The following is a 25,368-nucleotide window of genomic DNA, read 5'->3' as shown; positions in this document are numbered from 1 at the left end:
CATTCGTAACAATGCTCCAGTAGTGCGCAATTGTTTTGGTTAGACCAGAGAACACGCCGGAACGGGCGCCGCTACGAGAATGAAACTTCCGGCTGGGATCCAGCCTTTGGGGACTTTGCCGACGAACGGAGGCGAGCGATCGCTTCCCCCACCACGCCACGCCGAAACAGCAGCACACAGCTAACGAAAACGACGCCTTGTGCGACAAGGACCCACTCGCCGAGGGACGCAAAGTAATAGGTCAACCCGAACACGATGACAGCGCCGACGATGGGACCATAAAGTGTTCCCATTCCACCGATCAGCACCATCAACAAGGCCTGACCGGACATGGACCAGTGCATGTCTGACAGGTTGGCGCTTTGTGAAACGACTGACTTCAGGCCTCCAGCCAATCCGGCCAGGGCCCCTGAAATCACAAAGGCGATCAGCTTGTAACGATCAGCGCGATATCCAAGCGATATAGCTCTTGCTTCGTTGTCGCGAACTGCTTTCAGGACTTCGCCAAACGGTGAATTGACGATCCGCCCCAGACCTAAAATGATCCCGATAAACAAAATGGAGACAACGATGTAGAGGATGGTCGGATCAGACAGGGGCAATAGACCAAAAAGCGCTGTCTGAGGGACATTCTGAATTCCATCCTCACCATGTGTGAATTCGGCTTTAAGCGCGATAAAATACATCATCTGCCCGATACCCAGCGTAATCATGGCGAAGTAGATGCCCTGGCGCCGGAGAGCCACCAGACCGACCACAAACGCGAGCGCTGCGGAGGCTAGAACCCCGATCAGGACCGACAATTCGCTGGGGACGCCCCACACCGCCCCAAGCTGCGCCACAGCATAGGATCCAGCACCGAAGAACATAGCGTGTCCGAACGACAGCAATCCCACGTAGGAAATGAGAAATCCAACGGAAAGTGCATAGATTGCGAAGCATACGGCCTGAATGACCGTGTATTTGTACACGAAAAAGAATGCGACGATCAGAGCAAGAACTACCAGAATGGCGGTGATCTTAACGCCCTTTGCGGAAACATCGAAGATCTCGTCATTCTCGGCCGCGTTCTTTGGTGCATTGACGGTCCATCCAAACAAGCCCGCCGGCCTAACAATCAATATGACAACCATGAGAATGAATATCGCCAAGGAAGATGCTTGCGGATATACATACCCGACGAGGCCCTCGATCAATCCCGCGAGGAAACCGGTGACGATACTCCCTCCGATCGAGCCCATGCCTCCGATTACGACGATCGCAAAAACGACGATCATCAAATCATGCCCCATGAAAGCCTGCGGCTGGTAGATTGGTGCCGCCAACACGCCAGCCAGGCCCGCTAGGCCAACGCTGACGGAGTAAGTCACTGTCACGAGCAGCGGAACATTCACGCCAAACGTTTGGACAATTTGCGGGTTCTCCGTGGACGCACGGAGATAAGCACCGAGCCGGGTCTTTTGAATACAGAACCAGGTCACGCCACAGATGACGATGGAAAAGACAGGCACCCATAGACGGTAATAGGGCACCAAAAGGAAGGGCAGTTTGACGGCGCCGGTCAATTCCCGTGGCGGGGAATACGGCAGGGGTGTGAGACCATATATGGCTTGGACAAGCCCTTGGATGACGAGCGCAAGGCCAAAGCAAAGCAGCATGCCATAAAGGGCATTGAGGTGGGCAATGCGGGCAAGGAAAAGTTTCTCGGTCAATAACCCCGTAAAGCCGACGCACAGGGGAACGATTGCCAGGGCCCACCAATAGCCTAGGCCGAAGGTCTGCAACAACAGTGCCGTGCCCAACGCGCCTAGCATGTACTGCACGCCATGCATGAAATTCACAACATGAAGCATGCCAAAAATGACGGCAAGCCCCAAGGCCAGCAAGGCGTAGAAGGCGCCATTGATGAGGCCGAGGAAAAGATATCCAAAGAGCAAGTCCCAAGAAACGGTAGCCAAAAGCGTTGCCCTCCCTGGCACGATTGGTTATTTCAGATGCGATCGCTAGCCCGTATATAGTCAGGTCGCGATGTCAGACAGAAAGCCATGCTTCCAATTCTCCTCGCTTGGATACAACCTCATCCCGGTCCATCATCCGAACCGTGCGACCTTGTTCCACGAGGTAGACTCGGTCCATAACTTTAGTTGCAAAAGACAGATTCTGTTCAACCAGCAGGATTGTGAATCCTTTGCGCTTGAGCAGCGCGATTGTGTTGGCGATCTGGTCTACAATTACCGGGGCGAGGCCTTCCGTGGGCTCGTCAAGCAGGAGCAGCCGCGATCCGGTTCGTAGAATCCGCGCTATCGCTAACATCTGTTGCTCACCGCCCGAGAGCTTCGTTCCCTGGGTCGAAAGCCTTTCACGAAGATTGGGGAAAAGCTGGAAAATTTCATCCAATGTCATACCATTGGGAGCGATTGTCGGCGGCAGTAAAAGATTTTCCTCCACCGTCAGGCTTGAGAAAATCGCCCGCTCCTCGGGGCAATAGGCCAGTCCCATTCTGGCAATTGCGTCGGGGGTCTTGCCCAGGACTTGGTTGGAGAACAAAGTTATGGAGCCGGTTGCCCGAGGAGCAATTCCCATGATGCTACGTAGAGTCGTTGTCTTTCCCGCTCCGTTCTTCCCGATCAGGACGACCAATTCGCCTTCGTTGAGGACGAGATCGACTCCATGCAAGATATGGCTCTCGCCGTACCATGCATTTAGATTCTTGACTTCGAGAAGCGCCTTGGCATTTGGTTGGCTCTGAAAGACCACGGAAGCCGTTTTAGTCATGGGATGATCCAAGGTAAGCTGCTTTGACATTGGGATCGCTCGAAACAGTTTTGTAGTCTCCCTCGGCGACGACGCGCCCGCGCACCATTACGCTGATTGTGTCGGCAAGGGACGACACGACCTTGAGATTGTGCTCAACGATAATGATGGTCCTCGCACCTGAGAGCGATCTAATGAGCGTGGTGATGGTTTCGATGTCCTCCTGGCCCATCCCTGCCATAGGCTCGTCCAAAAGCAGTACTTTCGGCTCCAGCGCGAGAGTCGTGGCAAGTTCGAGGGCGCGTTTGCGGCCATAGGGCATTGACGCTGCCTGAGTGTGAGCCCAGGTTTCGAGGCCAACTGCCGATAAAAGTCCGAGGGCACGTTCATTGTACCGATCCATATCTCGATGCGTGGCCCAGAAACGAAAGGTTCCACCTCCAGGTCTCATCAACGCAATGCGCACATTTTGAAGGGCCGTGAGCCTGCCGAACGTGGATGAAATCTGGAACGATCTCACCATGCCATGGGAGGCAACGTCCGCGGGACCCGAATGAGTGATATCAGCTCCGTCCAAGATAATTTGCCCGGCACTGGGGGGCAGAAACTTGGTCAGCAGGTTAAACATGGTAGTCTTACCGGCCCCGTTGGGGCCGATAATGGCGTGGATCTGCCCGGCTTTGACATCGAGGTTGACATCGTCAACCGCACGGAAACCTCCAAAATCTCGGCATATGCCTCGGGCCTGAAGAATGATTTGGTCCATTGACAAATTTCTCCGAGTTCAGATGAGCAGCGTTAGCTTTTTATCAACGCGCACTCGCTTTCGCTCGGAGAACGAACCGTACTTGGACCGGCAACGGTCGACACATAATCGTACATATCGAAATCGTATTTGGACGCCTCCGGCGCCTTCACCTTAAAAAGGTGAAAGTCACGGACGCACATTCCGTCTTCGCGCACGGTAAGATTATTACTCATCATATCGTTGACGGGAATGCTCCTCATCGCTTTGGCAACCTGTGTGGCGTCAACGACACCCGCCTGAGCAACGGCCTTTAAATAATGCATGACGGCGCTATAGCCACAGGCCCGCTCACCATTGGGTGGACTGCCCATCTTCTTCATGTAGCGCTTCGACCAATCCCGCGTCTTGTCGTTCTGATCCCAGTAGAAAACCTCGTTGGCGTACAGGCCATGCATGCTCTCTAGACCGAGTACCTGCACATCCACAATGCTCATGCTCGTCGTGGCCAAAGTGACAACCGAGTCAAGGCCAAATTGGCGTGCGGTTTTGATGAAATTCAGCAAGTCGGTTCCGAACAGGCCAACTTGCACGACATCGGCACCAGAATTTGCAGCGGCCAGAACGGCTGTACTAAAATCCGGTGACCCAAGAGGGACTCGAAGCGAGCCGGTAACGGTCGCGCCTCGCCCTTCAAGCGATTTCTTGAAGTCGTTTTCCAGTGAGATCCCGAACGCGTAGTCGGGATTAAGGAGGAACCACCGTTTCTTACCCATTTTCACGAATACTTCGGGCTGAACGGTCGACAGCCCATATGTATCGTAGGTCCAATGGAAAGATGTCGGATTACAGGATTTTCCCGTAATTTGAGAGGAGTGTGCGTTCGAGACAACGGCAATTTTGTTTTTATTTGCAGCGAGCGCCATCACCGCCAGGGCGCATGATGAGATCTGAAGATCGAAAAACGCCTCGACGCCTTTCGTGTCCATCCATTCACGCGCGATACCTGTTGCGATCTCCGCCTTACCCTGATGGTCGGCTGAAACGATTTCGATTTGACGACCGAGGGCTTGGCCGCCAAAATCTTCGACAGCAAGTTCTACCGCAGCTACCGAGCCCTTTCCGCCGGACGTGGACGCAACGGAAGAAAAGTCGCAGAGGACTCCTATCCGCAGCGGGCCTTCCGATTGCGCGAAGACACGCGTACCGGCGGATGCAATTCCCCCCGCAGCTACAATTTTCAGCAAGTCACGCCGCTTCAAGTTCATCATATCCTCCTTATGATGCGTCTCCCAAATGCCCAACGGCTCTCCGAATTCCCTTGCCGTCCGCACTTTAATAAATACCCATAATTCGAGATTTCATAATCGTCAATATTTTTTAAATATCCGATTATCTGGTGGATGAGCAGTTTTGCTCCAATGGATCATTGCCTCACCGAGTTTCAGCGTTGCCATCCAAGCCAACCGGTCTCTGCATTTCCTGAGCCGCTTTGCAGTCTGTTGGTGATTGATCCTTGCGAAAGCAAGCAGAGAAATGCGGGCGGCGGATCACCTTTCATACAATCCCATCTAATAGGACTGATGATCGCCAACATTGGTTCGTGTTCACATTCGGCGAGGCGGTGGTATTCAATTGATCAACCGTTCGTCTACGGAGAGATAGAAGTCGCAACACACATAACCAACCGGATGTATTTAGCGGTGGCGCGACTTTTTGCTTCTCTTACAAGCGCGCTGATTTTTGATGTCTGCGAGGGATTGGCACGACAGAATGTCTGTCCCGCCTGGAAACTCTTGGTCAAGGTGCCTTAGTCATTCATGAGCCCGACTAATAACTGCAATAATTCATGGATAGCTAATCAACGTCGGATTTCTCCGCTAATTGAAGAATGGAGCAGTCGAAGCTGACGTTACGCCTCGTAACCTGGTGAAGGTACTCAGGAGCCGCGTGCATCTGATATTCAGCGCATTTCGCAAGCAAATTCGCTTCAGCAAAGACGAAAGGAATTCGCTTCGGATGTAGACGCAGGAAAGGTTGGGAGGCCCCATGGGTAGCGAAATTGATGTCGTCATTGTCGGCGCCGGTGCCGCGGGGATTGCAGCGTCGCGACAGCTGGCGAAAGGTAGATGTTCTGCCGTTATCGTTGAGGCGCTGCCGCGTCCAGGGGGGAGGGCATGGACGACAGTTGCTGGAGGATACCGTCTCGATCTTGGTTGTGGCTGGCTGCATTCGGCCGACCGCAATCCCTGGTCACGCATAGCTGAAGAAAACGGCTTTGCTGTCGATCGCAGAGAAGCAGCTTGGGGTAAGCAATTCGGTGATCTCGGTTTTCCACCAGAAGAGCAGCGGGCGGCAAGGCAAGCGCTACAGGACTGGGAAAAGCGCCTACCGGCTGTTGTCGAAGACAGCGATTGTGCCGGGGATGCACTCACACCGGAGAACAAATGGAATCCTTATGTGCAGGCGATCTGTGGGTTTTCGAATGGTGTTGCTCCCGATTTGATGTCGGCGAGCGACTACCTGGCTTACGACGCGGCATGCACCTATCGAAATTGGCGTGTGCCAGACGGATACGGCACGATGATTACGGCGAGTATACCATCGCAAATTCCGGTTTGGCTTGATACGCCCATACATAGCCTCATCGATAACGGCCGCCGGCTGAAGATTGAAACATCAAGAGGGAGCATCTCTGCGCGCGCCGCCATCATGACGGTCTCGACAAATGTCCTTGCGGGCGACGCCATCAAGTTGCCAGGGGTTTTGGACCCTTGGCGGCATGCTGCGGGGCGTTTGCCTTTGGGTAACGATGAAAAGCTGTTCCTCAATATCCATGATCCGGATGCCTTTTTGCCGGAAACGCATTTGATCGGAAATCCCTATGATAGCGCGACGTGCGATTTCTATATTCGCCCTTTCGGGCGGCCAATCGTCGAGTGTTATCTTGGTGGGGACAGCGCGCTTATCGTTGCACGGCATGGTCTTGAGGCCGGCTATCGATTGGCGATCGATCAACTTGCGCATCTGCTCGGATCGGATATCCGGTCCAAACTATCGCCGCTGGTCGGATCCAGCTGGTGCTCCACCGACCGGATCGGAGGCGCCTATAGCTGTGCACTTCCGGGCCAAGCAACAGCGCGTCGCAGTTTGGCCAGATCTTGGGATCAACGCATCTTTTTCGCGGGGGAGGCCACACACAGCTACGATTTCTCCACCGCACACGGTGCTTATGAAAGTGGCTTGCGCGCCGCCGATGAAGCCCTTGCCGCGCTCAACCTGTCAAGGGTTGTGTTCCAACCCCTAATGACGCCGACAGCAAAAATTCATGAAGCCGTTTCATGACGGCGAGCAAACAACGGCGCTGATACGATTGGCGTAAAAGGCGTTGCTGAGGTATTTCCCAAGTAGCCTCGTTCATGAAGATAAACTGGTCTTTCCCTCAATTTTTCATGTGAATCGGCGCCAACGCTAAAATGCTGCCGCCTTTTATAGTCCAGAGCGCATAAACCCATTCAGCGGCTTCGCGGGTGACGGCCCGCAACATAACTGCGCTAAGATGCGGTCGTCGAGCGAGCAACCGAGCGACCTGTTGGTCATAACTCGCAATATGCGGGATTTACGTGTTGCCAGAGTTGACCCTGATGTCACTTTGGCATAAAGCGGCCGGTTGGCGAGAATTGCGGCTTTTTGTGGTTAGAATGCGCGGGTTGGCCAGGAATCTGTGCACTAAAGCGTCATCGGCCGAAGGTGATAGCATCAGCAAATCTCATACTTTGGGATCTTCATTGACACGGCGACGCGGGTGAAGATACCGTCATCAGCGGCGGCCAAGCAAAGTACCTTTTCTGGCGACTGCAGGTTCGAAGGCTTGCACGCACATATAACTGACACGTCGGATCTATCGACAGAACGCGTAAATGACGCGCAGGGAACCTCCCTGATCGCCTGGATTTGTCCGACGTGAAGAAAGACTCGCTAAGACGGACCCTTTGAGAGGAATTCGCAACCGGGGAGGGGCGAAAACCCGAGGGAAAACGATGGGCCCGTCATTCGTTCATGAGCTCGATGACGACCGTCATCGCAATCGTCGCGTACAACTTCAAGGGAGGAGAAGTCATGAAAGTCGCATTACACGAACATTTTTTGCATATTAACCGACGCGCACTGCTTAAGAGTGCCGCAGCGGCGACTTTGCTGGGGGCGACAGCAAAGTATACACCTGCGCTCGCGCAGAACAATCTTCGCGCGGAGATCCTAAAAATCCCTGGCGTTGGCAGCGGACAGCCTGGCGATGCGGAATGGCAGAAGGTTGGCGAGTTGTGTCTGGGGGCAACTAAACAGAGCGTTAAGCAGGGTGAGTTTAAAGGAGTGGAGCTGACGTTTCTTGGTACAAATGCCAGCAACGTTCACAACGTGCTGTCGCGAGGGCTCCTAAAACCTTGGGAGGCTTACACGGGCGCCAAAATTACCTGGATCGACCTTAGTGTCCCAGACTTCAACGCGCGTTTGCAACAGTCAATCGCTTTGAATGCTATCGACTTTGACATCATTGAGATGGGCGCCGCCTTCGAGGGCGACACGTGTAGCAGGGGTCTCATGTCGGAGGTTCCTGATTGGGTCAAAAAGCAAGTCGACATGGATGATTATGTCAACTATTTGAAAGCCCCGGTTGGAACCTGGGACGGCAAGACTTATCGCGTTTCCGTTGACGGCGATTGCCATAACTTCAACTATCGAACCGACGTGTTTTCCGATGCAGACCTTGCCCAGAGCTGGGACAAAGAGGTCAGCGAAAAAGCAGGGCTAGTCCACTGGGGGCTTCCGCAGACTTGGCAACAAGTCCAAGCTGCAACTAAGTTCCTTAAGGGCAAGCAGGTTGGAGGGATGGACGCCTTTGGCTACCTGGATGCTTGCAAGCCATGGGGGGGTTTCGGCTTCTACTATCTTGCATCGCGCGCGTCTGCCTACGCCAAGCATCCAAGCGACAAGGCGTGGATATTCGACGTCGATACGATGAAGCCTAGAATCAATAACGCTGCATGGGTTCGCGCAATACAGGACGTCGTGGATGCGCTGCCGTTCGAGCCCGCCGATCAGCTTGGTATGGATCCGCTCGGCACCGGCTTCACTCAGTTTTTGGGCGGCACGGGGTCCATGCTCGCCTGGTGGGGTGACATTGGCTCCAATGTTAAAACCAACGACAATTCAGTGATTGGAGATTTGACAGGATTTTCAATTTTACCGGGTTCATCTGACGTTTACAACTCAACGACAGGTCTCTGGGAGACGCTTTCCTCCGGCCCCAACCGTGCCCCGAATATGGCATTCATTGGCTACGGATTGTATGTCATGGCGAGAGTTGACGGTGACTCTTTGAAGCATAGAGCGGCCTGGTCGGCTGTGGCCCACCTTGGTGGAAAGGATCTGTCCCTCTGGACCGCGGCCTATCCGTCGGGTCTGCAACCTTATCGTAACAGTCAATTCAACGTCTCGGAATGGGTTGGGGCAGGTTACGACGAGACTTTCGTTACTTCATATCTTCGATCGCAGGCGGATTCTTATAATCACCCGAACGCAGCGATTGAGCCACGTCTTCCGGGTATTTATCAATATTACAGCATCGCGGAAGACGAGCTGTCGAAGATTTATTCCGGCCAAGTCAAACCGCAAGAGGGGGCAGACGCGATTGCTTCCGCCTGGGAAAAGATCACGGATCAATTGGGCCGGGATAAGCAAATAGCGCTCTACAAGGCATCACTAGGGGTACAATAAATTTGATCGGCGCCGGCCACCGTGGCCGACGCCCCAACGGCGGATTTGAGCGTGATAGCCATAGAAAATACTGGTCAGAAGACTTCCTTTACCCCCGAAAGCAAGCAAGACATCCGCCTTTTGGGGCATTTTATAGTCGCTGCGGCGTCAGGACTGTTGGTGGCAGTGCTCACAGTGCAGGTTCTTTACAAGACCGGCACGATCTCAATTGGTTTTGAGACATGGCGACCGGCCCTCTACGCATATGTTTTATGGGCAATTGCCTTAGGAATCGTGCAGGTTTTGGTTCGAGGGGAAGCGGGTCAACGTGCGTTGTTTATACTGCCAGCGGTTCTTTTTACCGTTGCTGTTGTGGTCTTCCCGACCGTGTTCGGGCTCTTTGTCGCGTTTACAGACTGGAATCTCTCGGGAGCAGCCGGGCCGCGGTTCAACGGTCTTGCGAACTTCAAGGAGATGCTCGGTGATGCGTATTTTTGGAATGCTCTTTGCAACATGGTGTTCTACGTTGCCGCCGTTCTCGTACAATATTGCTTGGCCTTTGGACTCGCGCTTCTTTTAAATCTCGAGATCCGAGCCCGAAAATTTTTTCGCGTAGCCTTTCTACTTCCCTTTATGTTGAGTCCAGTTGCGGTAAGTTGGATGATTGGAAAGTCAATCATGGACTTCCGATCGGGCCCATTGACGCACCTCGCGCGAGCGATCGGATGGGACAATCCAAGCTTCTTTACCTCGCCAATGATTGCTAGGATCAGCATCGCGGTGCTAGACGCCTGGGTTTGGATCCCGTTCACGGTAATCCTGCTGTTAGCGGGACTGCAAGCGATTTCAAAGGAGGTGCAGGAGGCCGCAAGGGTCGACGGCGCCACGCCGTGGGCAGCGTTCTGGCACATCACGTTTCCCCTGATGCTACCTGTTTCGATAACAGCAATCATCGTTCGGGTCATCTTTCAGCTGAAGCTCGCCGATATGGTCATTAACACGACATATGGTGGGCCAGGTGGTGCAACCGACACCGTCTCAAGCTTTATTTTCCGAGAGTATCGGGATCGTTCGAACGTTGGCTATGGCACGATGCTAGCGATGGTGTACCTCGTGCTGATCATCGGTTTTCTCCTCATATTTTTATCCGTGCTGAAACGTTTTACGCGCTGGAACGAGGGAACAAATGAATAGTCGTGCGAGCCATCTGATAAGCAAAACACTCACCTACAGCGCATTGTGCCTTTGGGCTTTCGTCTGCCTCTTTCCAATTTATTGGACGTTTACAACGGCTTTCAAGAGAGCTCCGGATATTCTGCAAGGCCATCTCGTCCCGTGGATTGACTTTATTCCGGATTGGATCGGCTGGAGGTCAATTGGCCTATCGCCGGACAGAATCGGAGTAACGTCCACGGTGCGAGACGAGTTTCTGCTTCGGTTCGAAAATAGCGTCATCATATCGCTCAGCGCGGCGTCTTTGGCCATTGTGCTTGGTGCACCCGCCGCCTACGGCCTTTCTCGCTTTCGCTACAAGTTCGGGGTGATGGGGAACAGCGACATATCGTTTTTCTTTCTGTCCCAGATGATCCTACCGCCTGTCGTCCTGGCTTTGCCCGTCCTCGTGCTCTATCAGGGACTTGACATGCTTGATACCCGATTTGGGCTGATTGTCATTTATACACTTTCGGTGCTTCCCATTGTTATATGGATTATGCAAGACCAGTTCGGGTCAATACCGAACGAACTAGAACAAGCGGCGTTGGTCGATGGCTGTACGGTTTGGGGCGCCTTTTTCCGCATTGTCGTGCCCCTCGCGCTGCCTGGCATGGTCGCCGCCTTCATTTTGTCGATCGTTCTGTGCTGGAACGAGTATTTCTTCGCAGCACTGCTGACGAGCACCAACGCAACCACACTGCCGGTCATGGTCGCAAGCCAAACAAGTTCTCAGGGCGTCTCCTGGTGGACAATGGCAGCTTTGGCGTTCGCAGCGATTTTGCCTCTTATTCTGGTCGGCATTTTCCTCGAAAAATATATCGTCAAGGGGCTGACGGCTGGCGCCGTAAAGTAAAGCACGTGGTCATCGTAGGTCGAGAAACGGGAGGCGAGATGTCTTTATCAAATAGAATGAATCTTGCGGGAAAAGTCGCCCTGATCACAGGGGGCGCAGGCGGTATCGGTGCGGCTATAGCTAACGGGTTAATCGAAGCTGGCGCCAAAGTCGTACTGGGTGATAATGTCGAATCCCTGGGGGATATCGCCAGCCAAATGTCCCGAAATAGTAGCGTGGACTGGGTGAGCATGGACGTCACCAAAAGCGGGTCCGTGGATGAGGCTGTGGCGCATGTGGTCAACGGGCACGGTAAGTTGGATATTCTTGTTGCAGCTGCCGGGGTTACCTATGAAGAACCAACCCTCGATCACACTGATGAAAACTGGCGGCGCGTTATGGCAGTAAACCTCGACGGCGCGTTTTATTGCATGAGAGCAGCGGGACGGCAAATGGCCAAGTCCGGCGGTGGCTCCATCATAGCAATTTCTTCTATCTGCAGCCGTGTTCGCGTACGGCCGGAACTTCACGTTGGATATGACGCTACAAAGGCCGCTGTCGCTCTGCTATGCCGCAACATCGCGGTTGAATGGGCCGATCACGATATCCGCGTGAATGCCGTTGCGCCTGGCTATTGCGACACAACCTTGCTTGGCGCGGTCGGCCGAGCCCGCCCAGACGTGTTAAAGCAATGGCTCGAGGACATCCCCCAGCACCGGCTGATCGCTCCACGCGAGATCGCAGATGCGGTTTCATTTCTTGCGTCAGATGCGGCAAGCGGCATCACAGGCCAAGAGCTGGTGGTTGATGGCGGTTATTCGGTGGCATAAAGGCGAAATGATGTGCGATCAAAGCAAGACAGGTTCTGCGGGGCAGAACGCGGTGTTGGGGCCCTCCGTACAACCCTCTTGCCTGCCCCCATCTAAAGGTCGCAGCGGGGTAGCGTTGGTCTCGTTGTTGGAGGTTGTTCTTCGTATTAATCGCGGCGACCATCGACTTTCAATCGACCCGCGAGCCACTTTGTTGGACGTACTGCGTGAAAAGCTGAATTTGACCGGATCCAAGAAGGGCTGCGGCCTTGGTCAGTGTGGGGCCTGCACGATCTTGATGGATGGAAATCGATTCAAATCATGCTTGTTGCTTGCTGCCCTTGTTGAACGCCGCGACATCATTACCATCGAAGGACTGGCTGACGGAGATCGACTTCATCCGCTTCAGTCAGCGTTCATCGAGCGAGACGCATTTCAGTGTGGTTACTGCACCTCTGGGCAGATCATGTCCGGTATCGCTTGCATCGCCGAAGGACACGCCGGTTCCGCAGAAGAAATTCGCGTGTGGATGAGCGGAAACCTCTGCCGATGCGGTGCGTATGACAATATCGTTGCCGCTATTCAGGATGCGGCCGGCAAGAAAGAAGCGGGTGACGATGGGGCCTTTTGATCTACATCGTCCGACTGACCTCAATGAAGCCATATCGTTGAATGCGCATTCGGGCCGAACAGACGTGCTCAGCGCGTTTATCGCTGGGGGCACCGACATGGTGCAGCTTCTACAGGAGAATGTTCTCCAACCCCGAAGACTAGTCAGCCTGTGTGGACTACTTGATGAGGGTATCCACATGGAAGCGCATGAGTTGCGATTGGGCGCTGCAGCGACAATGGCAAAGGTCGCTGCCCATCCCGACGTCCTTTTGCATTATTCCCTGATTGCCGAGGCGATCTTGAACTCCGCGAGCCCACAGGTGCGCAATCAAGCAACGATCGCAGGCAATCTCTTGCAGCGGACCCGTTGTCCCTATTTTCGCGACGTGGGGTACGAAGCGTGCAACAAGCGTAATCCCGGCTCCGGATGCGCTGCAATCGGAGGCGAAAATCGGTGGCATGCCATTTTAGGTGCCAGCGAAAGCTGTATGGCAGTCCATGCTTCGGACCTAGCGGTAGCCCTTGTCGCACTCGATGCATCCGTCTCACTTTTGGGGCCAAAAGGGCAGCGGCATGTAAACCTAGGTGAGATGTATCAGCTTCCCGGAGATACGCCGCATATCGAGGCAGACCTCAAGCCAGGCGAAATCATCACTGCAATTACCGTCCCGCGGTACGCAGCAGGAGTTCAATGTTCCTACATCAAGGTCCGCGACAGGGCTTCGTTTGAGTTCGCCGTCGTGTCGGCAGCGGTTGCGCTGGACATAAAGGGACGCCAGATACGTGATGCCCGCATTGCAGTTGGCGGGGTCGCTACACGTCCTTGGCGCCTTCCCCAGGTAGAAGCCAAACTCAAAGCTGCGCACCTTGACATCAACGCGTTAGATGCTGCTGCAGAAGCGGCGACGCAGGGCGCGCGCGGCCAGGGTCACAACGAATACAAGATTGAACTGATGAAAAGAGCCGTGCGACGTGCGCTTGAGACGGCAGGAGGTTTTCGATGATCAATTTCATCGGCAAGCCCGTAAGCAGGGTTGACGGTCGTCTCAAGGTTACTGGGGGTGCCGCTTTTTCCGCTGAATTCAATTGTCCGGGCCTTGCCCATGCGGTGGTGGTGCGAAGCACAATAGCCAGCGGTCGGATTACGGCAATTGCCGTAGACGAGGCAGATCGTGCGCCTGGAGTGATCGCGGTCCTGACGCATCAGAACTGCCCGAGGCTGCCCTATCACCCGCACAAGAGCCTACCCGACGCCGTCGTGGGCGAACGCCTGCATGTCCTTCAAGACGACCACATCAGTCATCAGGGTCAGCCAGTCGCGCTGATTATCGCTGAGACCCTTGAGGAAGCGGCCCATGCGGTAAGCCTCGTGCGTGTTAGCTACGCGCCCGATGCAGGTACCACGGATTATCTCAGCGTAATGCCCGTTGATCCGACTGATGAAAAAGCCGCTGTCACCGGGCTCAGACGGGAAGAGTCGCAACGCGGTAATCCGGCTGAGGTTTTCGCCACAGCAGAGGTTAGTTTTGACGGCAACTATTCAATTCCGAGAGAATATCATAATCCGATCGAAACGCATGCGACTATCGCGTCCTGGGATGGCGACCAGCTGACCTTGTGGGATAAAACGCAGTGGGTTCACAACGTAGCTGACGAAATTGCAGCCATTTTCGGAATGCCCGCGCGACACATCCACGTCATATCACCTTTTGTGGGTGGGGCTTTCGGCTCAGCGGCAAGGGTCTGGGCGCATGTAACCCTTGCCGCGCTGGGGGCCAGAATTGTTGGGCGGCCGGTTAAGCTCGTTCTGACCCGGCGCGATATGTACTATGGAACTGGCTACCGTCCAAGATCGACGCAGCGAGTGGCGATCGGCGCATCGCTTGAAGGGCGGCTGCAGTCCATAAGCCACGAGGTAAGCCATGAAACTTCGACCTATGAGGAGTACATGGAATCCCTTTTATTCGCGACACGGTTTCTGCACTCTTGTCCAAACGTCTATACTCGCTATCACCTTGCTCCGATGAACATTCACACGCCCACATATATGCGAGGTCCGGGTGAAGCGAGCGGATTGTTTGCGCTGGAATCCGCCCTTGACGAGTTGGCTGCAAACCTCAAGATCGATCCTGTTGAACTCCGTTTGCGAAACGAGCCGGCCATTGACGAATCCACGAACCTGCCGTTCTCGAGCCGCTCGACGCGAGAATGTTATCTGCTGGCGACGGAGCGCTTTGGTTGGAGTAAGCGTAATCCGGAACCACGGTCAATGCGCGACGGCCGATTGTTGGTCGGCTGGGGTATGGCTACCGGCGTATATCCGGTCTACGTCGCGACGGCTTCAGCGAGGGTACGCATCTTTCCGAATGGCACGGCGGAAGTCGTGAGCGCAGCCAGTGACATGGGTCCGGGCACATATACGTCAATGACTCAAGTTGCAGCAGAAACACTCGGACTCTCTCTCGATCAGATTACTTTCAAACTTGGTGATACAAACCTGCCGAGGGCGGCGATCCATGCCGGATCGATGACGATGAGCAGCGTCGGGAGTGCCATTCAGGCGGCATGCGATATGGCGCGCGCAGAGGCGCTATTGCAGACAGGTGCGTCCAACCTCAAAGAGGCTTTGCGACATTTGAAGGGGCCTATAGAGAAGTTGGCAGATTTTTCTCCTGAAGGCGGAGAACAAAAATTCTCCATGAACGCGTTCTCAGCAGTGTTCGCCGAGGTTACCGTCGATCCGGAGCTCGGCGAAACGCGTGTGCGCCGGATGGTAGGGGCTTATGGAGCTGGACGCATCGTCAATCCGAAGATTGCCCGCAGCCAATGTGTTGGAGGTATGATCGGCGGTATTGGAATGGCACTAATGGAGCACGCGATCGTCGATCCGAGGTCTGGGCGGGTGGTAAACGCGAATTTGGCGGAATATGCAGTTCCGGTTCACGCCGATGCGCCCCCGTTGATAGACGTGATTTTCGTGGATGAAAAAGACCCCTATGTGCCTATGGGTGTTAAGGGTATTGGCGAATTGGCAATGGCCGGCATTGCTCCCGCCATTTCAAATGCTGTCTTCCATGCAACAGGGAGACGAGTACGCAGTCTGCCAATCACGCCGGACAAGTTGCTTTAACGGAGACGCCCTGGCAGACTTCACATCGCTTTATGAAGTTTGCGCAATGATCTACTTGATAACCGCGGCTGATATTGCCCTCGCCAACTTATCCCCTTGCGAGGTGATCGCCCCGATCGTGTGCCCCCCATCCACCACCAGGGCGTGACCGATGGTAAATCCGGCTGTGCTTGAACACAGCCAGAGAACAGCCGACGCAATCTCTTCCGGCCGACCCAAGCGGCCGATCGGTTCCTCCGCTGCCATCCGCGCCAGGCCCTCTGCAGTGCCACCGGAGACTTCAACGGCCATGCTTGTGTGTACGATCCCGGGACAAACGGCGTTGATTCGGACGCCAGTCTCGGCATAGTCTAGCGCCGCAGAACGGGTCAAACCAATCACTGCATGTTTCGCTGCAGAATAGGCCGCGGCACCTTTGATGCCCATAATTCCTGCACCTGAAGATGTGTTTACAATCGCACCTCCGCCTCGCTTTTGCATGAGTGGAATCTGACTACGCATGCAAAGAAATGTGCCTGTGACATTGATATCAATAATCCGACGCCATTCCTGATCGCTGATATCGGCAGCCGCTGCAACGTTTTGATATTTCCCTGCGTTGTTGAAGGCGAAATCGAGACCACCAAAGGTGTTCACCGTCTGAGCTAGGGCATTCTCGACCTCGCTTTCAACTGTGAGATCACAGCGCAAGGGCAGCGCTCTTCCACCCGCATCCTGAACGGCTTTCGCGGACTTTTCACAGCCAGCTTGATCGATGTCGACCAAAGCGACATACGCGCCGGCCTGCGCAAATGCGATAGCCGTCGCGCGTCCGATACCACCAGCCGCCCCCGTGACAAACGCAACTTTCCCAATGAAATCGTGGTTCGTACTCATCCGTTCCTCCTTGGATGCAACCTCGAAGGTGGGTTAGATCATGGCATACTACAGACATGTCAATATAAGGGATTTCTTCTGCCACGGTAGTGCGAAGCTCATGTTGTCACCCCACCTGAGTAAATTCGAATCATCAGCCCACAGCAAATCGCGCATGATATAGGTGCTTTGGATTTCGCCATGCACGACCTATGGCAATCCCGTGATTCGAGATTTAATATGGAGGCTGAAATGGGAACTGGCAAAGTGCCGAATGCGTTGAAAACCGACCACCGGAATGCCTCAGCCCGCAGGGTTGTCACGGGGGTGGACAGCGAAGGACGCTCCACCATTGTAAGCGACGGCGACGTTCCTACCAGATTTGTTGGTGAGGCCTATACGGTTAACCAGGTCTGGCAAGCCGGCACCCTGCCAACCCCGGCATTGGCAGAAAATACGCTGCGCGAAGGCGCAGGGTTCGTATCGCCCGCAGCCGGTTACACTTATGTGATCACAACCTTCCCACCTGATAGCTCGTGGGACTACGAGGGACAATATACGAAATCATTGATGGACTGGGGAGCAGGTGACGCGCTTCAACCGGGCGATGCTCCCGGGATGCACACCACTGATTCCGTCGACATCGTCACGGTGATTTCCGGTGAAATATGGGCAGTGCTGGAGACTGGCGAAACGTTGTTGAAGCCCGGCGACACACTGATTCAGCGCGGCACGAAGCACGCTTGGAAAAACCGGAGCGATGCCGATTGCACGATCTCCGCGGTTCATGTGACCGCTATTCGGCCTTCCATCGCCTGAAGTGATCGATGGCGTAGTGTGAACGTGGCGCGGAGTGATCGGCGGAGCAAGAATCGGTATGCCCCGCGCGCGGAAGCGCAAGCACAGATCAAATGAGGAAACACTGGATGGCTTCTGTTGAAATTGTCGATTTGCGTAAGGCTTACGGATCACTGGAGATTATGCACGGTGTTTCGATCAACATTGAGAACGGCGAGTTTGTGGCGCTCGTGGGTCCCTCTGGATGTGGAAAGTCGACATTGCTGCGGATGATCGCGGGTCTGGAGACGACAACATCAGGTCAGATAAAAATCGGCGATCGCGTTGTGAACGATTTGCCGCCGCGCGACCGCGACATCGCCATGGTTTTTCAAAGCTATGCGCTTTATCCCCACAAGACCGTTGCTCAGAACATGGGGTTTGCGCTTAAATTGCGCAGGACTCGCGCGGACGAGGTTGCAACGAGGGTACGCCGCGCCGCAGACATTCTGGATCTTGTTCCGTATCTTGAGCGATTTCCACGACAGCTGTCGGGAGGACAGCGACAGCGGGTGGCAATGGGACGAGCGATCGTCCGCGATCCGGCTGTGTTCCTGTTTGATGAACCGCTTTCAAACCTCGACGCCAAGCTGCGCGTTCAGATGCGCGCGGAGATAAAAGAGCTGCATCAAAGGCTGAAGACTACGACAGTCTATGTGACACACGACCAGGTGGAAGCCATGACGATGGCGGATCGCGTCGTGGTTCTTCGGGATGGGAGGGTCGAGCAAATAGGGACTCCGCTTGAACTTTATGATCGACCGACAAACCTGTTCGTTGCCGGCTTCATTGGCTCTCCTTCAATGAATCTACTTCGCGGAACTTTGGTGAAAAAAGATGACGCAGTATCGTTCAGAACAGTGTCAGGAGTGACCTTGCCCATTAACCATGCTCCCGAGCAGGCCTTGGGTCGAGATCTCTATTACGGGATCAGGCCTGAACACTTTACGCTTGACGGTAAAGGTGTAGAAGTCCAGATTTCTGTTATCGAGCCTACCGGTGCTGAATCGCAAGTATTCGCAAAACTCGGAAACGACAAGATTATGGCGGTCTTCCGTGAAAGAATGACGCTGAAATCTGGAGCAAAACTGCGGATCAATCCAGTACGTCCATCAGTTCATCTCTTCGAGGCAGAGACAGGCGCGCGCATTAACTGACATGATTACGCTGACCAGCATGGCGGCGGATGATCCTCGATCGTCCGCCTGTCTTTTGTTGCGCGAAGTATCAAACACCAGACACATTCGGATCGCGAGACGACGTTTGGGAGGGTAGATAGTGAGCCTTCTCGGGCCGGGCTGTCAGCGAAGTGTGCTTCACTGCTATGTTTAAAAACTGTGCGCAGGGGGAGCGCTGCTTGATCTTCGAGAGAAAAGTGTATGCCCTTGCTTTAGCAGCCGCGACGGAATGCAAGTGGCGGATCATACGACTGGCGAGCAACGGGCTTATCGAGCCGCATGAGTATCAGATGGAGGCCAGTCTCAATCGCCACGGGATCCAGGCCGGCACGGGGAGATCAATCCCAATTCGGCCGTCACAATGCTTGCATGTGGTTGCATACCCTCATCGTTCACGCAGCTTCTCAGGTTGTCAGTTCGCCATCGAACCTACTTCCACTTGCTGCAGCACACCACGGATGAAAACTAGTTAGCTACCGAACGCTGTCGGGCGCAATGGCGAGGCGCGTTGGGCGATAAGCTGGGGGTATCGCCGCCTTGGACGCAAGCTTGCGCGATGCCGTTACCTCTGTCATCGAGCAAAATTGACGGCGCAAACTCGCTTGCGCCACGTGCCCGAGAGGAGAACCAATGCAAGGCATTGTCTTTACCGGTGATTGTGGAATCCGCCTGGCAACATTTCCTGACCCGACCCCAGGGCCTGGGGAAGTAGTCCTTGAGATCAAGGCGTCGGGAATGTGCGGGAGCGATCTGCATATGTACCGCTCCGCTCCAGCAGCGATCTCTTCAGAATTGATAAGAGGTCACGAACCCTGCGGCGTGGTCGTTGCAGTCGGGCCGGGAACCATTGCACCCCATGCGCGGGTCGGCGCGCGTGTTATGGTTCACCATTACACCGGCTGCGCCGGCTGCGCGCAGTGCGATTCCGGTTGGCCTCAGATGTGTGAAGAAGTTCCCGTCACAGTGTATGGCATCGATGGCCACGGCGCCCATGCGCCTTACATGAAGGTGCGTGCAGACACGCTGGTGCCTCTGGACGAGCGTCTAAGCTTCATTGCTGGTGCCGCCATCTCCTGTGGGACTGGAACCGCTTGGGGGGCGTTCGAGCGAATGGGCTTGACCGGCCGTGATACAGTCGCGGTATTTGGGCAGGGGCCTGTTGGACTGTCTGCTACGCTTATTGCAACCGCGCAAGGCGCCAAGGTCATCGCCATTGATGTCGATGACAAACGGCTTGGCATCGCTAAGGCTTTCGGCGCGGAATTCACGGTCAACCCCGCCCGCGACGACGTGGCGGAGGTAATACGGGAGTATACCCGCGGCAAGGGGGCAAGCAAGGTTCTAGAAACGTCTGGCGCAGCTTCTGCGGCGCTCGATTCAGTAAGGGTTGCACGGGCCTGGGGTACCATCGGCTTGGTCGGTCTTGGCGCCGAATTCAGACTGACGCTGTCTCAGGTGCTGCGCCGGCAGCTCAATATCGTGACGTCTTGGACAATGTCACTTCAGGGCCAACGCGCATGCGCCGATTTCGTCATCGAGAACAATCTCGAGCTCGACCGGCTCTTCACAAAACACTGGCGCCTTGATCAGGCCGAGGAGGCCTACCGGCTGTTCAACGAGCAAAGCAGCGGAAAAGCCGTCTTTATCCCCTGAACAATAACCTAAAGCCTTATCTACGTGCTGGCGATCAATTCGGAATGACATCAATGACCCCAACAGCGTCTCGCATCCCACTTTCCGCAGCAACAGAAAGCTTACTAGCTCGGGACCAGTTCCTTCACCTGATCGACGGCAAAGATGTACCGTCGATATCCGGAAAGACGTTCGATACCTTCGATCCGTCGTCCGGCAATGTTCTTGCAAGGCTTTCTGAAGGAGATGCCGCTGACATCGACGCTGCCGTCAAAGCGGCACGCGGGGCTTTTGAAGGTCCCTGGCGGCTGTGGACGCCTTATGAACGCCAAAGGTTACTCCATCGGGTTCACGATATCATCGAAACGAATTTCGAAGAGCTTGCGCAAGTCGAAACCATGGACATGGGCGCACCGATTTCGCGAACGATGGGATTCAAAACCTTCGTTCTCAAGGTTATCGCGTTCTTTGCATCGCAATGCGGCTCCGTCTCCGGCGAAACGCTCCTGAACAGTTTGCCAGGAAGTGTCCACACGATGAGTTTGAAGGCTCCGGTTGGGGTCATCGGCGGCATTATTCCCTGGAACGGACCCCTGGGCAGCCAATGGTGGATTCTCGGAGCTGTATTGGCAAGTGGATGCACAGCAGTCCTGAAGCCCGCAGAAGATGCGTCGCTGTCGGTATTGCGGACCGTGGCTTTGCTGCATGAGGCAGGGATGCCGGCGGGTGTCATCAATGTCGTGACCGGTCAGGGCAGTGTTGCTGGTGCAGCGCTTGCAAGCCATCCAGGGGTCGATCGGATAGCTTTCACTGGCTCAACAGCAACTGGGCGCAAAATTATCGAAGCGTCTGCGATCAACATCAAAAAACTACAACTTGAGTTAGGAGGAAAATCGCCTGACATTGTGTTCGCCGACGCGGAACTCGAAAAGGCTGTTCCTAGCGCTGCGATGGCGGTTTTCGCAAACACCGGCCAGGTTTGCTACGCAGGTAGCCGCGTTTTTGTGCAGCGCCCTATCTTGAGAGAGTTTTGCGATCGCCTTGCGGAGTTTACAAAGACGATCCGCATTGGACACGGACTGGACCCCGATGCCCAGCTTGGACCGCTTATTTCGAAAAAGCAGCTTGATAGCGTCATGTCGTACATCAAGCTGGGTTCGAATGAAGGCGCAGAATTGATCTACGGCGGCCTGAGATTGAAGGGTCCCCTGGGCGACGGTTTTTTTGTAAGCCCAACGATCTTTGCAAATGTCGAAAATAACATGAGGATTGCGCAAGAAGAAATCTTTGGGCCGGTCCTCTCCGTGATACCATTCGATACGGAAGCAGAGGCGATTGCTCTTGGAAACGCTTCGGAATACGGACTGGGCGGAGCGGTCTGGAGCCGCAATATCTCGACAGCCCTGAATGTCGTGCGGCAGATTCACACTGGAGTCATGTGGGTAAACTGCTATGGACTGATCGACCCGCTCGTCGGCTTTGGCGGTACCAAGTTGAGCGGCTATGGCGCAAAAGGCGGTCGCGCCCATCTTGATACCTATCTTTATACAAAAACGGTCTACATCGACACGTGAGCTGGGCCCGAATGGCCGAGAAGCAAAAGGAGCCGATCACGCCCCAGATGAGAGCCCGCTGTCAGTACCGGAGCAATAGTCCCCAATAGTGCCGTTTGAATCTTCCCCAGGTGCTGCGGCCGCTGGTCATCGGCGATACTCCTTCCGATGATCGGAAGGGGATGTTGGTGATCAAGCTGAGGGAGACGATCATGATCCTGGATCTGCATCAGCAGGGCCTGACAGTGTCAGCTATTTCCAGAGAAACAGGCATCGGCCGCAAGAGGGTGCGCAAATGTATTGAACGGGGCCTTGATGTTCCAGCCTATGGTCCCAGGAAGCCGCGGGCGACGGTCCTTGATCCGTTTTGCTTCTTATCCTTCGGGATCGGGTGAAGACCTATCCCGGCCTGACCGGCAGCCGATTGCTCCGAGAACTCAGGGAGCGAGGTTATACGGGCGCTACACGGCACTGACGGATTTTCTTCGCGACGTGCGTCCTCCGGCAAACCCGGGTTTCGAGGTTCGTTTGGAGACGCCGCCTGGAGAGCAGGCCCAGGTGGATTTCGCCCAGTTGCACGTCGTCTTCACCGACGAGACCGATGACGCCGAGGATTGTCTGGCTATTCTCGATGGTGCAGCCACCTCATCTGGGCTCGCTTCGTTATGCATCAGAACCTGCCGAGCGTCCTGCGTTGCCGCATAGCAGCTTTCGAGGCCATTGGTGGTGCCCCGCGAGAGGTGCTTTACGACTGGATGAAGACCGCCGTGATCGGCGAAGGTCAGACCGAGGGCATCGTCTATAACCGTGCCTCCTTGACCTGGCTCGTCACATGGATTCCATCCCAAAGCATGCAAGCCTTATCGGGCCAAGACAAAAGGCAAGGTCGAGCGGCTGTTCCGTTATATTCGGACTTCTTCCTGGCCCGATCATTCCGCAATCTCGATGATCTGAACGCCCAGCTTCGGCACTGGTTGGATATCGTCGCCAATGCGAGGAAGCATGACACGAGTCGGCATCAACGAACAATCATCTTCTCTTAAAAAGGCGAGCATGCCGCCCACTAGTGCCTCACCGCTCTCGCTGCCCTATCAAGTCGAGCACCGGCTTCTGCGACACAATCAATGAAGCTGCGACGAGGCGCATCGAGTAACGACCTCTCACGGAAGAACACGGCTATATCTCGACTTAAAATTCGCGATGTGATCGGAAGAGCGACAAGCCTTCCTTCAAGGAGTTCCGTCGCGACAGCATGTTCAGGAAGCATGCCGAGATTGTCGGAATTTTCAATCATCGTTATCATAAAGCTCACGGAATTGCATTCGCTAAGCTGATTTGGAACGCTCACACCTTCATCAAAGGTAACCTGTTCCACCGGCGAGCTGTTACGACCGACGAGGTGGGTCACCCACGGATACTTGATCAACTCGGGCCAAGCAATAAGCCCTTTTAGGGCAGGATGGCTCGGTCTGCAGAGGACAACGAGGCGATCCCTGAACAAGACGCGTTGCTTGATGCCTTCGACGTTTTCGAAACAGCCCGTTTGTGCGATGATAAAATCAAGTTCCGTACGCTGCAGTCCGACCAACAGCTCGGGATGCGCGTTTTCGAAAATTCTGAGTGGAACTGAAGGATACTGGGCGCGCCACTTGCAGACGGCGCGGGGAACGACGTTGGCGACAAGGCTGACGATTGCACCAACAGTGAGACGTCGTGGGATCCCACATCGATCTTCGAGGATCTGCTTTTCTGCCACATCCATCTCGTCTTGGATAAACCAGGCTCGCGAATAAAGCAGCTCACCGGCGGACGTCGGAATCACACCCATCGGACCTCGTTCGAGGAGCTTAACACCAAGCGAAGCTTCCAACCTGTCCATTGAAGAACAGAGTGCCGGTTGGGATAATTGCAGCTCCTTGGCTGCTTTTCTGAAACTGCCGTGCTCAACAACGGACTTCATATATAGAAGCTTTTTGGGATCCATTGTGTTTCTCCTCCATACACAATGAGCTCTGTCAAACTGCACTTCCTTATTTTGTTTGTTATCCCACAATATGGGACTAATCATATTCCTCGTACGGGCTCCTCGCAGTGGGTCACAACATCAGTGTTGGTGACGCTCCATTTGAATGGAGCGTCACGTCTGTCATTCCCCAAGATGCGGACGGATCAGAGACAGGTCTGCTTCGCTGAGACGGTCACGCGCATTTAGCTGGTGCCAGTAAGGATAGATCAGTGGTTGCTGACTGATGAGATCCAGTCTGGCGCGTTCTTCAACGGAAAGTTTAAAGTCAGCCGCCGCGAGGTTGTCGGCAAACTGGGCTTCAGTTCGCCCGCCCGCGATCACCGAGGTGACGCCAGGTCGTCCAAGCGTCCAAGCGAGGGCCACCTGAGCGGCCGAGACGCCTCGACTTTCACCAATGTTGACCAGTTCATCGACGATATTCCAGAGGCGATTTTCGTCGCGGATCGGCGGTTCTGTCCAGCCGGCAAATTGCCGCGTGCCCGCCGGCGTTTCCTGATCTCGCCGATGCTTACCTGAAAGCAAGCCTCCGGCAATCGGCGCCCACACAAGGACACCTAGACCTTGATCGATACTAATCGGGAGAAGCTCATATTCCGCATCGCGGGACTCAAGAGTGTAGTGGATTTGCTGGCTGGCAAATCGGGCTCGCCTATCGCGCTCACTGATACCAAGAGCCTTCATGATATGCCAGCCGGAGAAGTTGGAGCAGCCGATATAGCGCACCTTGCCCTGGCGAACGAGTGTATCCAGAGCCTCCATCGTTTCTTCCAGAGGCGTCAATCCGTCCCGTTCGTGCAACTGGTAGAGATCGATAACATCCGTTTTCAGGCGCTTCAGACTGGCTTCGCACGCGTTAATAAGGTGATATCGAGAAGCCCCAGCGTCGTTCGGACTTGCTCCCATTTGGAAGCGCGCCTTTGTTGCAATCAACACGCCGTTCTTGCGGGGGCCGCCAATAATTTCACCCAGGATCTCTTCGCACGTCCCATCGGAGTAGATATCGGCGGTGTCAATTAAGTTCACACCCGCATCCAAGCACATATCGACCAGACGGCGCGCCTCGTTGACACCAAGATCGCCCGTCATTTTGGCCCAGTTCTTCCCGCCGATAGTCATCGTGCCCATTGTAATGGTCGAGACCTTGAGACCTGTTTGTCCAAGTAATCGGTATTCCATAAGAACCTCCCCTTCTTCCCACCTATTTATAACGCGTTACTGCGCAGTTACACTCTCATTAGATCAACACCCTTTATTGGATGTATGCCAAGAGCACTGATGGCACTTGTCACACAGCCTTTACCGAGATGGATCCTCCCAAATTCACTTTGAGCTTCCGACGGTTCCTTCGGCGCGCGGCCGCTCTTCGCTTGTCTGGAAAGCATGAACGCTAAAAGTCGCCCGTACGGGTCCTGCAGTTAATCTCTTATTATGGGATA

19 protein-coding genes and 1 pseudogene are annotated in these 25,368 nt (G+C 54.6%); 13 read left to right on the top strand and 7 right to left on the bottom strand.

Annotated elements, in window-relative coordinates; genetic code table 11:
- Positions 1 to 71: 71 nt before the first annotated feature.
- The 4 genes from FHX10_RS35390 to FHX10_RS32885 form a co-directional block, all read right to left on the bottom strand.
- On the bottom strand, positions 72 to 1,958 hold the full coding sequence (locus FHX10_RS35390; RefSeq protein WP_246781287.1) for an ABC transporter permease: 1,887 nt from the start codon (positions 1,956 to 1,958) through the stop codon (positions 72 to 74).
- A gap of 73 nt (positions 1,959 to 2,031) precedes the next feature.
- On the bottom strand, positions 2,032 to 2,775 hold the full coding sequence (locus FHX10_RS32895) for an ABC transporter ATP-binding protein (protein WP_246781286.1): 744 nt from the start codon (positions 2,773 to 2,775) through the stop codon (positions 2,032 to 2,034).
- Positions 2,768 to 3,520: an ABC transporter ATP-binding protein gene (locus tag FHX10_RS32890; RefSeq protein WP_130815795.1), complete on the bottom strand. Its 753-nt coding sequence runs from the start codon at positions 3,518 to 3,520 to the stop codon at positions 2,768 to 2,770. The genes FHX10_RS32895 and FHX10_RS32890 overlap by 8 nt, the downstream gene beginning before the upstream one ends.
- 32 nt (positions 3,521 to 3,552) lie before the next feature.
- Positions 3,553 to 4,767 (bottom strand): ABC transporter substrate-binding protein, encoded by a 1,215-nt coding sequence (locus tag FHX10_RS32885; RefSeq protein ID WP_165932258.1) that lies wholly within the window; start codon positions 4,765 to 4,767, stop codon positions 3,553 to 3,555.
- 781 nt (positions 4,768 to 5,548) lie between these two features.
- On the opposite strand from FHX10_RS32885, the gene FHX10_RS32880 reads away from it, so the two are divergent.
- The 8 genes from FHX10_RS32880 (at position 5,549) to FHX10_RS32845 (ending at position 15,851) form a co-directional block, all read left to right on the top strand.
- Positions 5,549 to 6,844, top strand: coding sequence for a flavin monoamine oxidase family protein (locus FHX10_RS32880; RefSeq protein ID WP_132575104.1), 1,296 nt, complete (start codon positions 5,549 to 5,551; stop codon positions 6,842 to 6,844).
- A 774-nt stretch (positions 6,845 to 7,618) separates the two neighbouring features.
- Positions 7,619 to 9,274 (top strand): sugar ABC transporter substrate-binding protein, encoded by a 1,656-nt coding sequence (locus tag FHX10_RS32875; RefSeq protein WP_132575394.1) that lies wholly within the window; start codon positions 7,619 to 7,621, stop codon positions 9,272 to 9,274.
- 111 nt (positions 9,275 to 9,385) lie between these two features.
- On the top strand, positions 9,386 to 10,447 hold the full coding sequence (locus tag FHX10_RS32870; RefSeq protein ID WP_312862938.1) for a sugar ABC transporter permease: 1,062 nt from the start codon (positions 9,386 to 9,388) through the stop codon (positions 10,445 to 10,447).
- Positions 10,440 to 11,321, top strand: coding sequence for a carbohydrate ABC transporter permease (locus FHX10_RS32865; protein WP_132575106.1), 882 nt, complete (start codon positions 10,440 to 10,442; stop codon positions 11,319 to 11,321). The genes FHX10_RS32870 and FHX10_RS32865 overlap by 8 nt, the downstream gene beginning before the upstream one ends.
- 38 nt (positions 11,322 to 11,359) lie before the next feature.
- A complete protein-coding gene (locus FHX10_RS32860) occupies positions 11,360 to 12,130 on the top strand; it encodes an SDR family oxidoreductase (protein WP_132575108.1) in 771 nt (256 codons plus the stop codon).
- Between the two features lie 10 nt (positions 12,131 to 12,140).
- Positions 12,141 to 12,740, top strand: coding sequence for a (2Fe-2S)-binding protein (locus FHX10_RS32855; RefSeq protein WP_207910839.1), 600 nt, complete (start codon positions 12,141 to 12,143; stop codon positions 12,738 to 12,740).
- Positions 12,670 to 13,725 carry a xanthine dehydrogenase family protein subunit M gene (locus FHX10_RS32850; protein WP_312862937.1) on the top strand — a complete coding sequence of 352 codons (1,056 nt, stop codon included), beginning with the start codon at positions 12,670 to 12,672 and terminating at the stop codon, positions 13,723 to 13,725. The genes FHX10_RS32855 and FHX10_RS32850 overlap by 71 nt, the downstream gene beginning before the upstream one ends.
- A complete protein-coding gene (locus FHX10_RS32845; protein WP_132575111.1) occupies positions 13,722 to 15,851 on the top strand; it encodes a xanthine dehydrogenase family protein molybdopterin-binding subunit in 2,130 nt (709 codons plus the stop codon). The genes FHX10_RS32850 and FHX10_RS32845 overlap by 4 nt, the downstream gene beginning before the upstream one ends.
- A gap of 51 nt (positions 15,852 to 15,902) precedes the next feature.
- Here FHX10_RS32845 and FHX10_RS32840 read toward each other — a convergent pair whose 3' ends face one another.
- On the bottom strand, positions 15,903 to 16,727 hold the full coding sequence (locus tag FHX10_RS32840; protein WP_132575113.1) for an SDR family oxidoreductase: 825 nt from the start codon (positions 16,725 to 16,727) through the stop codon (positions 15,903 to 15,905).
- A gap of 231 nt (positions 16,728 to 16,958) precedes the next feature.
- Between FHX10_RS32840 and FHX10_RS32835 the strand changes: the two genes are divergently transcribed.
- The 5 genes and pseudogenes from FHX10_RS32835 to istA all read left to right on the top strand — a co-directional run.
- On the top strand, positions 16,959 to 17,525 hold the full coding sequence (locus FHX10_RS32835) for a cupin domain-containing protein (RefSeq protein WP_205934392.1): 567 nt from the start codon (positions 16,959 to 16,961) through the stop codon (positions 17,523 to 17,525).
- Positions 17,526 to 17,632: 107 nt separating this feature from the next.
- The gene (locus tag FHX10_RS32830) at positions 17,633 to 18,700 is read left to right on the top strand and encodes an ABC transporter ATP-binding protein (protein ID WP_132575115.1); all 1,068 of its coding nucleotides are present in this window, start codon (positions 17,633 to 17,635) and stop codon (positions 18,698 to 18,700) included.
- A gap of 651 nt (positions 18,701 to 19,351) precedes the next feature.
- A complete protein-coding gene (locus FHX10_RS32825; RefSeq protein ID WP_132575117.1) occupies positions 19,352 to 20,374 on the top strand; it encodes a zinc-binding dehydrogenase in 1,023 nt (340 codons plus the stop codon).
- A 53-nt stretch (positions 20,375 to 20,427) separates the two neighbouring features.
- Entirely contained in the window at positions 20,428 to 21,927 is a 1,500-nt protein-coding gene (locus FHX10_RS32820) for an aldehyde dehydrogenase family protein (protein ID WP_246781285.1), read from the top strand.
- A gap of 167 nt (positions 21,928 to 22,094) precedes the next feature.
- Positions 22,095 to 22,922, top strand: a pseudogene (gene istA / locus FHX10_RS32815) (IS21 family transposase); the annotation flags it as partial.
- A 47-nt stretch (positions 22,923 to 22,969) separates the two neighbouring features.
- On the opposite strand, the gene FHX10_RS32810 reads toward istA, so the two are convergent.
- Positions 22,970 to 23,890 (bottom strand): LysR family transcriptional regulator, encoded by a 921-nt coding sequence (locus FHX10_RS32810; RefSeq protein WP_165422173.1) that lies wholly within the window; start codon positions 23,888 to 23,890, stop codon positions 22,970 to 22,972.
- A gap of 162 nt (positions 23,891 to 24,052) precedes the next feature.
- A complete protein-coding gene (locus FHX10_RS32805; protein ID WP_132575123.1) occupies positions 24,053 to 25,108 on the bottom strand; it encodes an aldo/keto reductase in 1,056 nt (351 codons plus the stop codon).
- Positions 25,109 to 25,368: the final 260 nt, after the last annotated feature.

Origin of the sequence: Rhizobium sp. BK591 (assembly GCF_014195045.1) — a bacterium.
GTDB classification, from domain to species: Bacteria; Pseudomonadota; Alphaproteobacteria; order Rhizobiales; family Rhizobiaceae; genus Rhizobium; species Rhizobium anhuiense.
Note: the sequence above shows the minus strand (reverse complement) of the source record. Positions and strands in the feature narration are given on the sequence as shown.

Excerpts from the sequence above, each read along its gene's own strand:
- FHX10_RS32805 (WP_132575123.1), bottom strand. The coding sequence starts at position 25,108 with ATGGAATACCGATTACTTGGACAAACAGGTCTCAAGGTCTCGACCATT.
- FHX10_RS32890 (WP_130815795.1), bottom strand. The coding sequence starts at position 3,520 with ATGGACCAAATCATTCTTCAGGCCCGAGGCATATGCCGAGATTTTGGA.
- FHX10_RS32895 (WP_246781286.1), bottom strand. The coding sequence starts at position 2,775 with ATGACTAAAACGGCTTCCGTGGTCTTTCAGAGCCAACCAAATGCCAAG.
- FHX10_RS32885 (WP_165932258.1), bottom strand. The coding sequence starts at position 4,767 with ATGAACTTGAAGCGGCGTGACTTGCTGAAAATTGTAGCTGCGGGGGGA.
- FHX10_RS32850 (WP_312862937.1), top strand. The coding sequence starts at position 12,670 with ATGACAATATCGTTGCCGCTATTCAGGATGCGGCCGGCAAGAAAGAAG.
- FHX10_RS32845 (WP_132575111.1), top strand. The coding sequence starts at position 13,722 with ATGATCAATTTCATCGGCAAGCCCGTAAGCAGGGTTGACGGTCGTCTC.
- FHX10_RS32880 (WP_132575104.1), top strand. The coding sequence starts at position 5,549 with ATGGGTAGCGAAATTGATGTCGTCATTGTCGGCGCCGGTGCCGCGGGG.
- FHX10_RS32835 (WP_205934392.1), top strand. The coding sequence starts at position 16,959 with ATGGGAACTGGCAAAGTGCCGAATGCGTTGAAAACCGACCACCGGAAT.
- FHX10_RS32860 (WP_132575108.1), top strand. The coding sequence starts at position 11,360 with ATGTCTTTATCAAATAGAATGAATCTTGCGGGAAAAGTCGCCCTGATC.
- FHX10_RS32840 (WP_132575113.1), bottom strand. The coding sequence starts at position 16,727 with ATGAGTACGAACCACGATTTCATTGGGAAAGTTGCGTTTGTCACGGGG.
- FHX10_RS32865 (WP_132575106.1), top strand. The coding sequence starts at position 10,440 with ATGAATAGTCGTGCGAGCCATCTGATAAGCAAAACACTCACCTACAGC.
- FHX10_RS32825 (WP_132575117.1), top strand. The coding sequence starts at position 19,352 with ATGCAAGGCATTGTCTTTACCGGTGATTGTGGAATCCGCCTGGCAACA.
- FHX10_RS32855 (WP_207910839.1), top strand. The coding sequence starts at position 12,141 with ATGTGCGATCAAAGCAAGACAGGTTCTGCGGGGCAGAACGCGGTGTTG.
- FHX10_RS32820 (WP_246781285.1), top strand. The coding sequence starts at position 20,428 with ATGACCCCAACAGCGTCTCGCATCCCACTTTCCGCAGCAACAGAAAGC.
- FHX10_RS32810 (WP_165422173.1), bottom strand. The coding sequence starts at position 23,890 with ATGGATCCCAAAAAGCTTCTATATATGAAGTCCGTTGTTGAGCACGGC.
- FHX10_RS32830 (WP_132575115.1), top strand. The coding sequence starts at position 17,633 with ATGGCTTCTGTTGAAATTGTCGATTTGCGTAAGGCTTACGGATCACTG.
- FHX10_RS32875 (WP_132575394.1), top strand. The coding sequence starts at position 7,619 with ATGAAAGTCGCATTACACGAACATTTTTTGCATATTAACCGACGCGCA.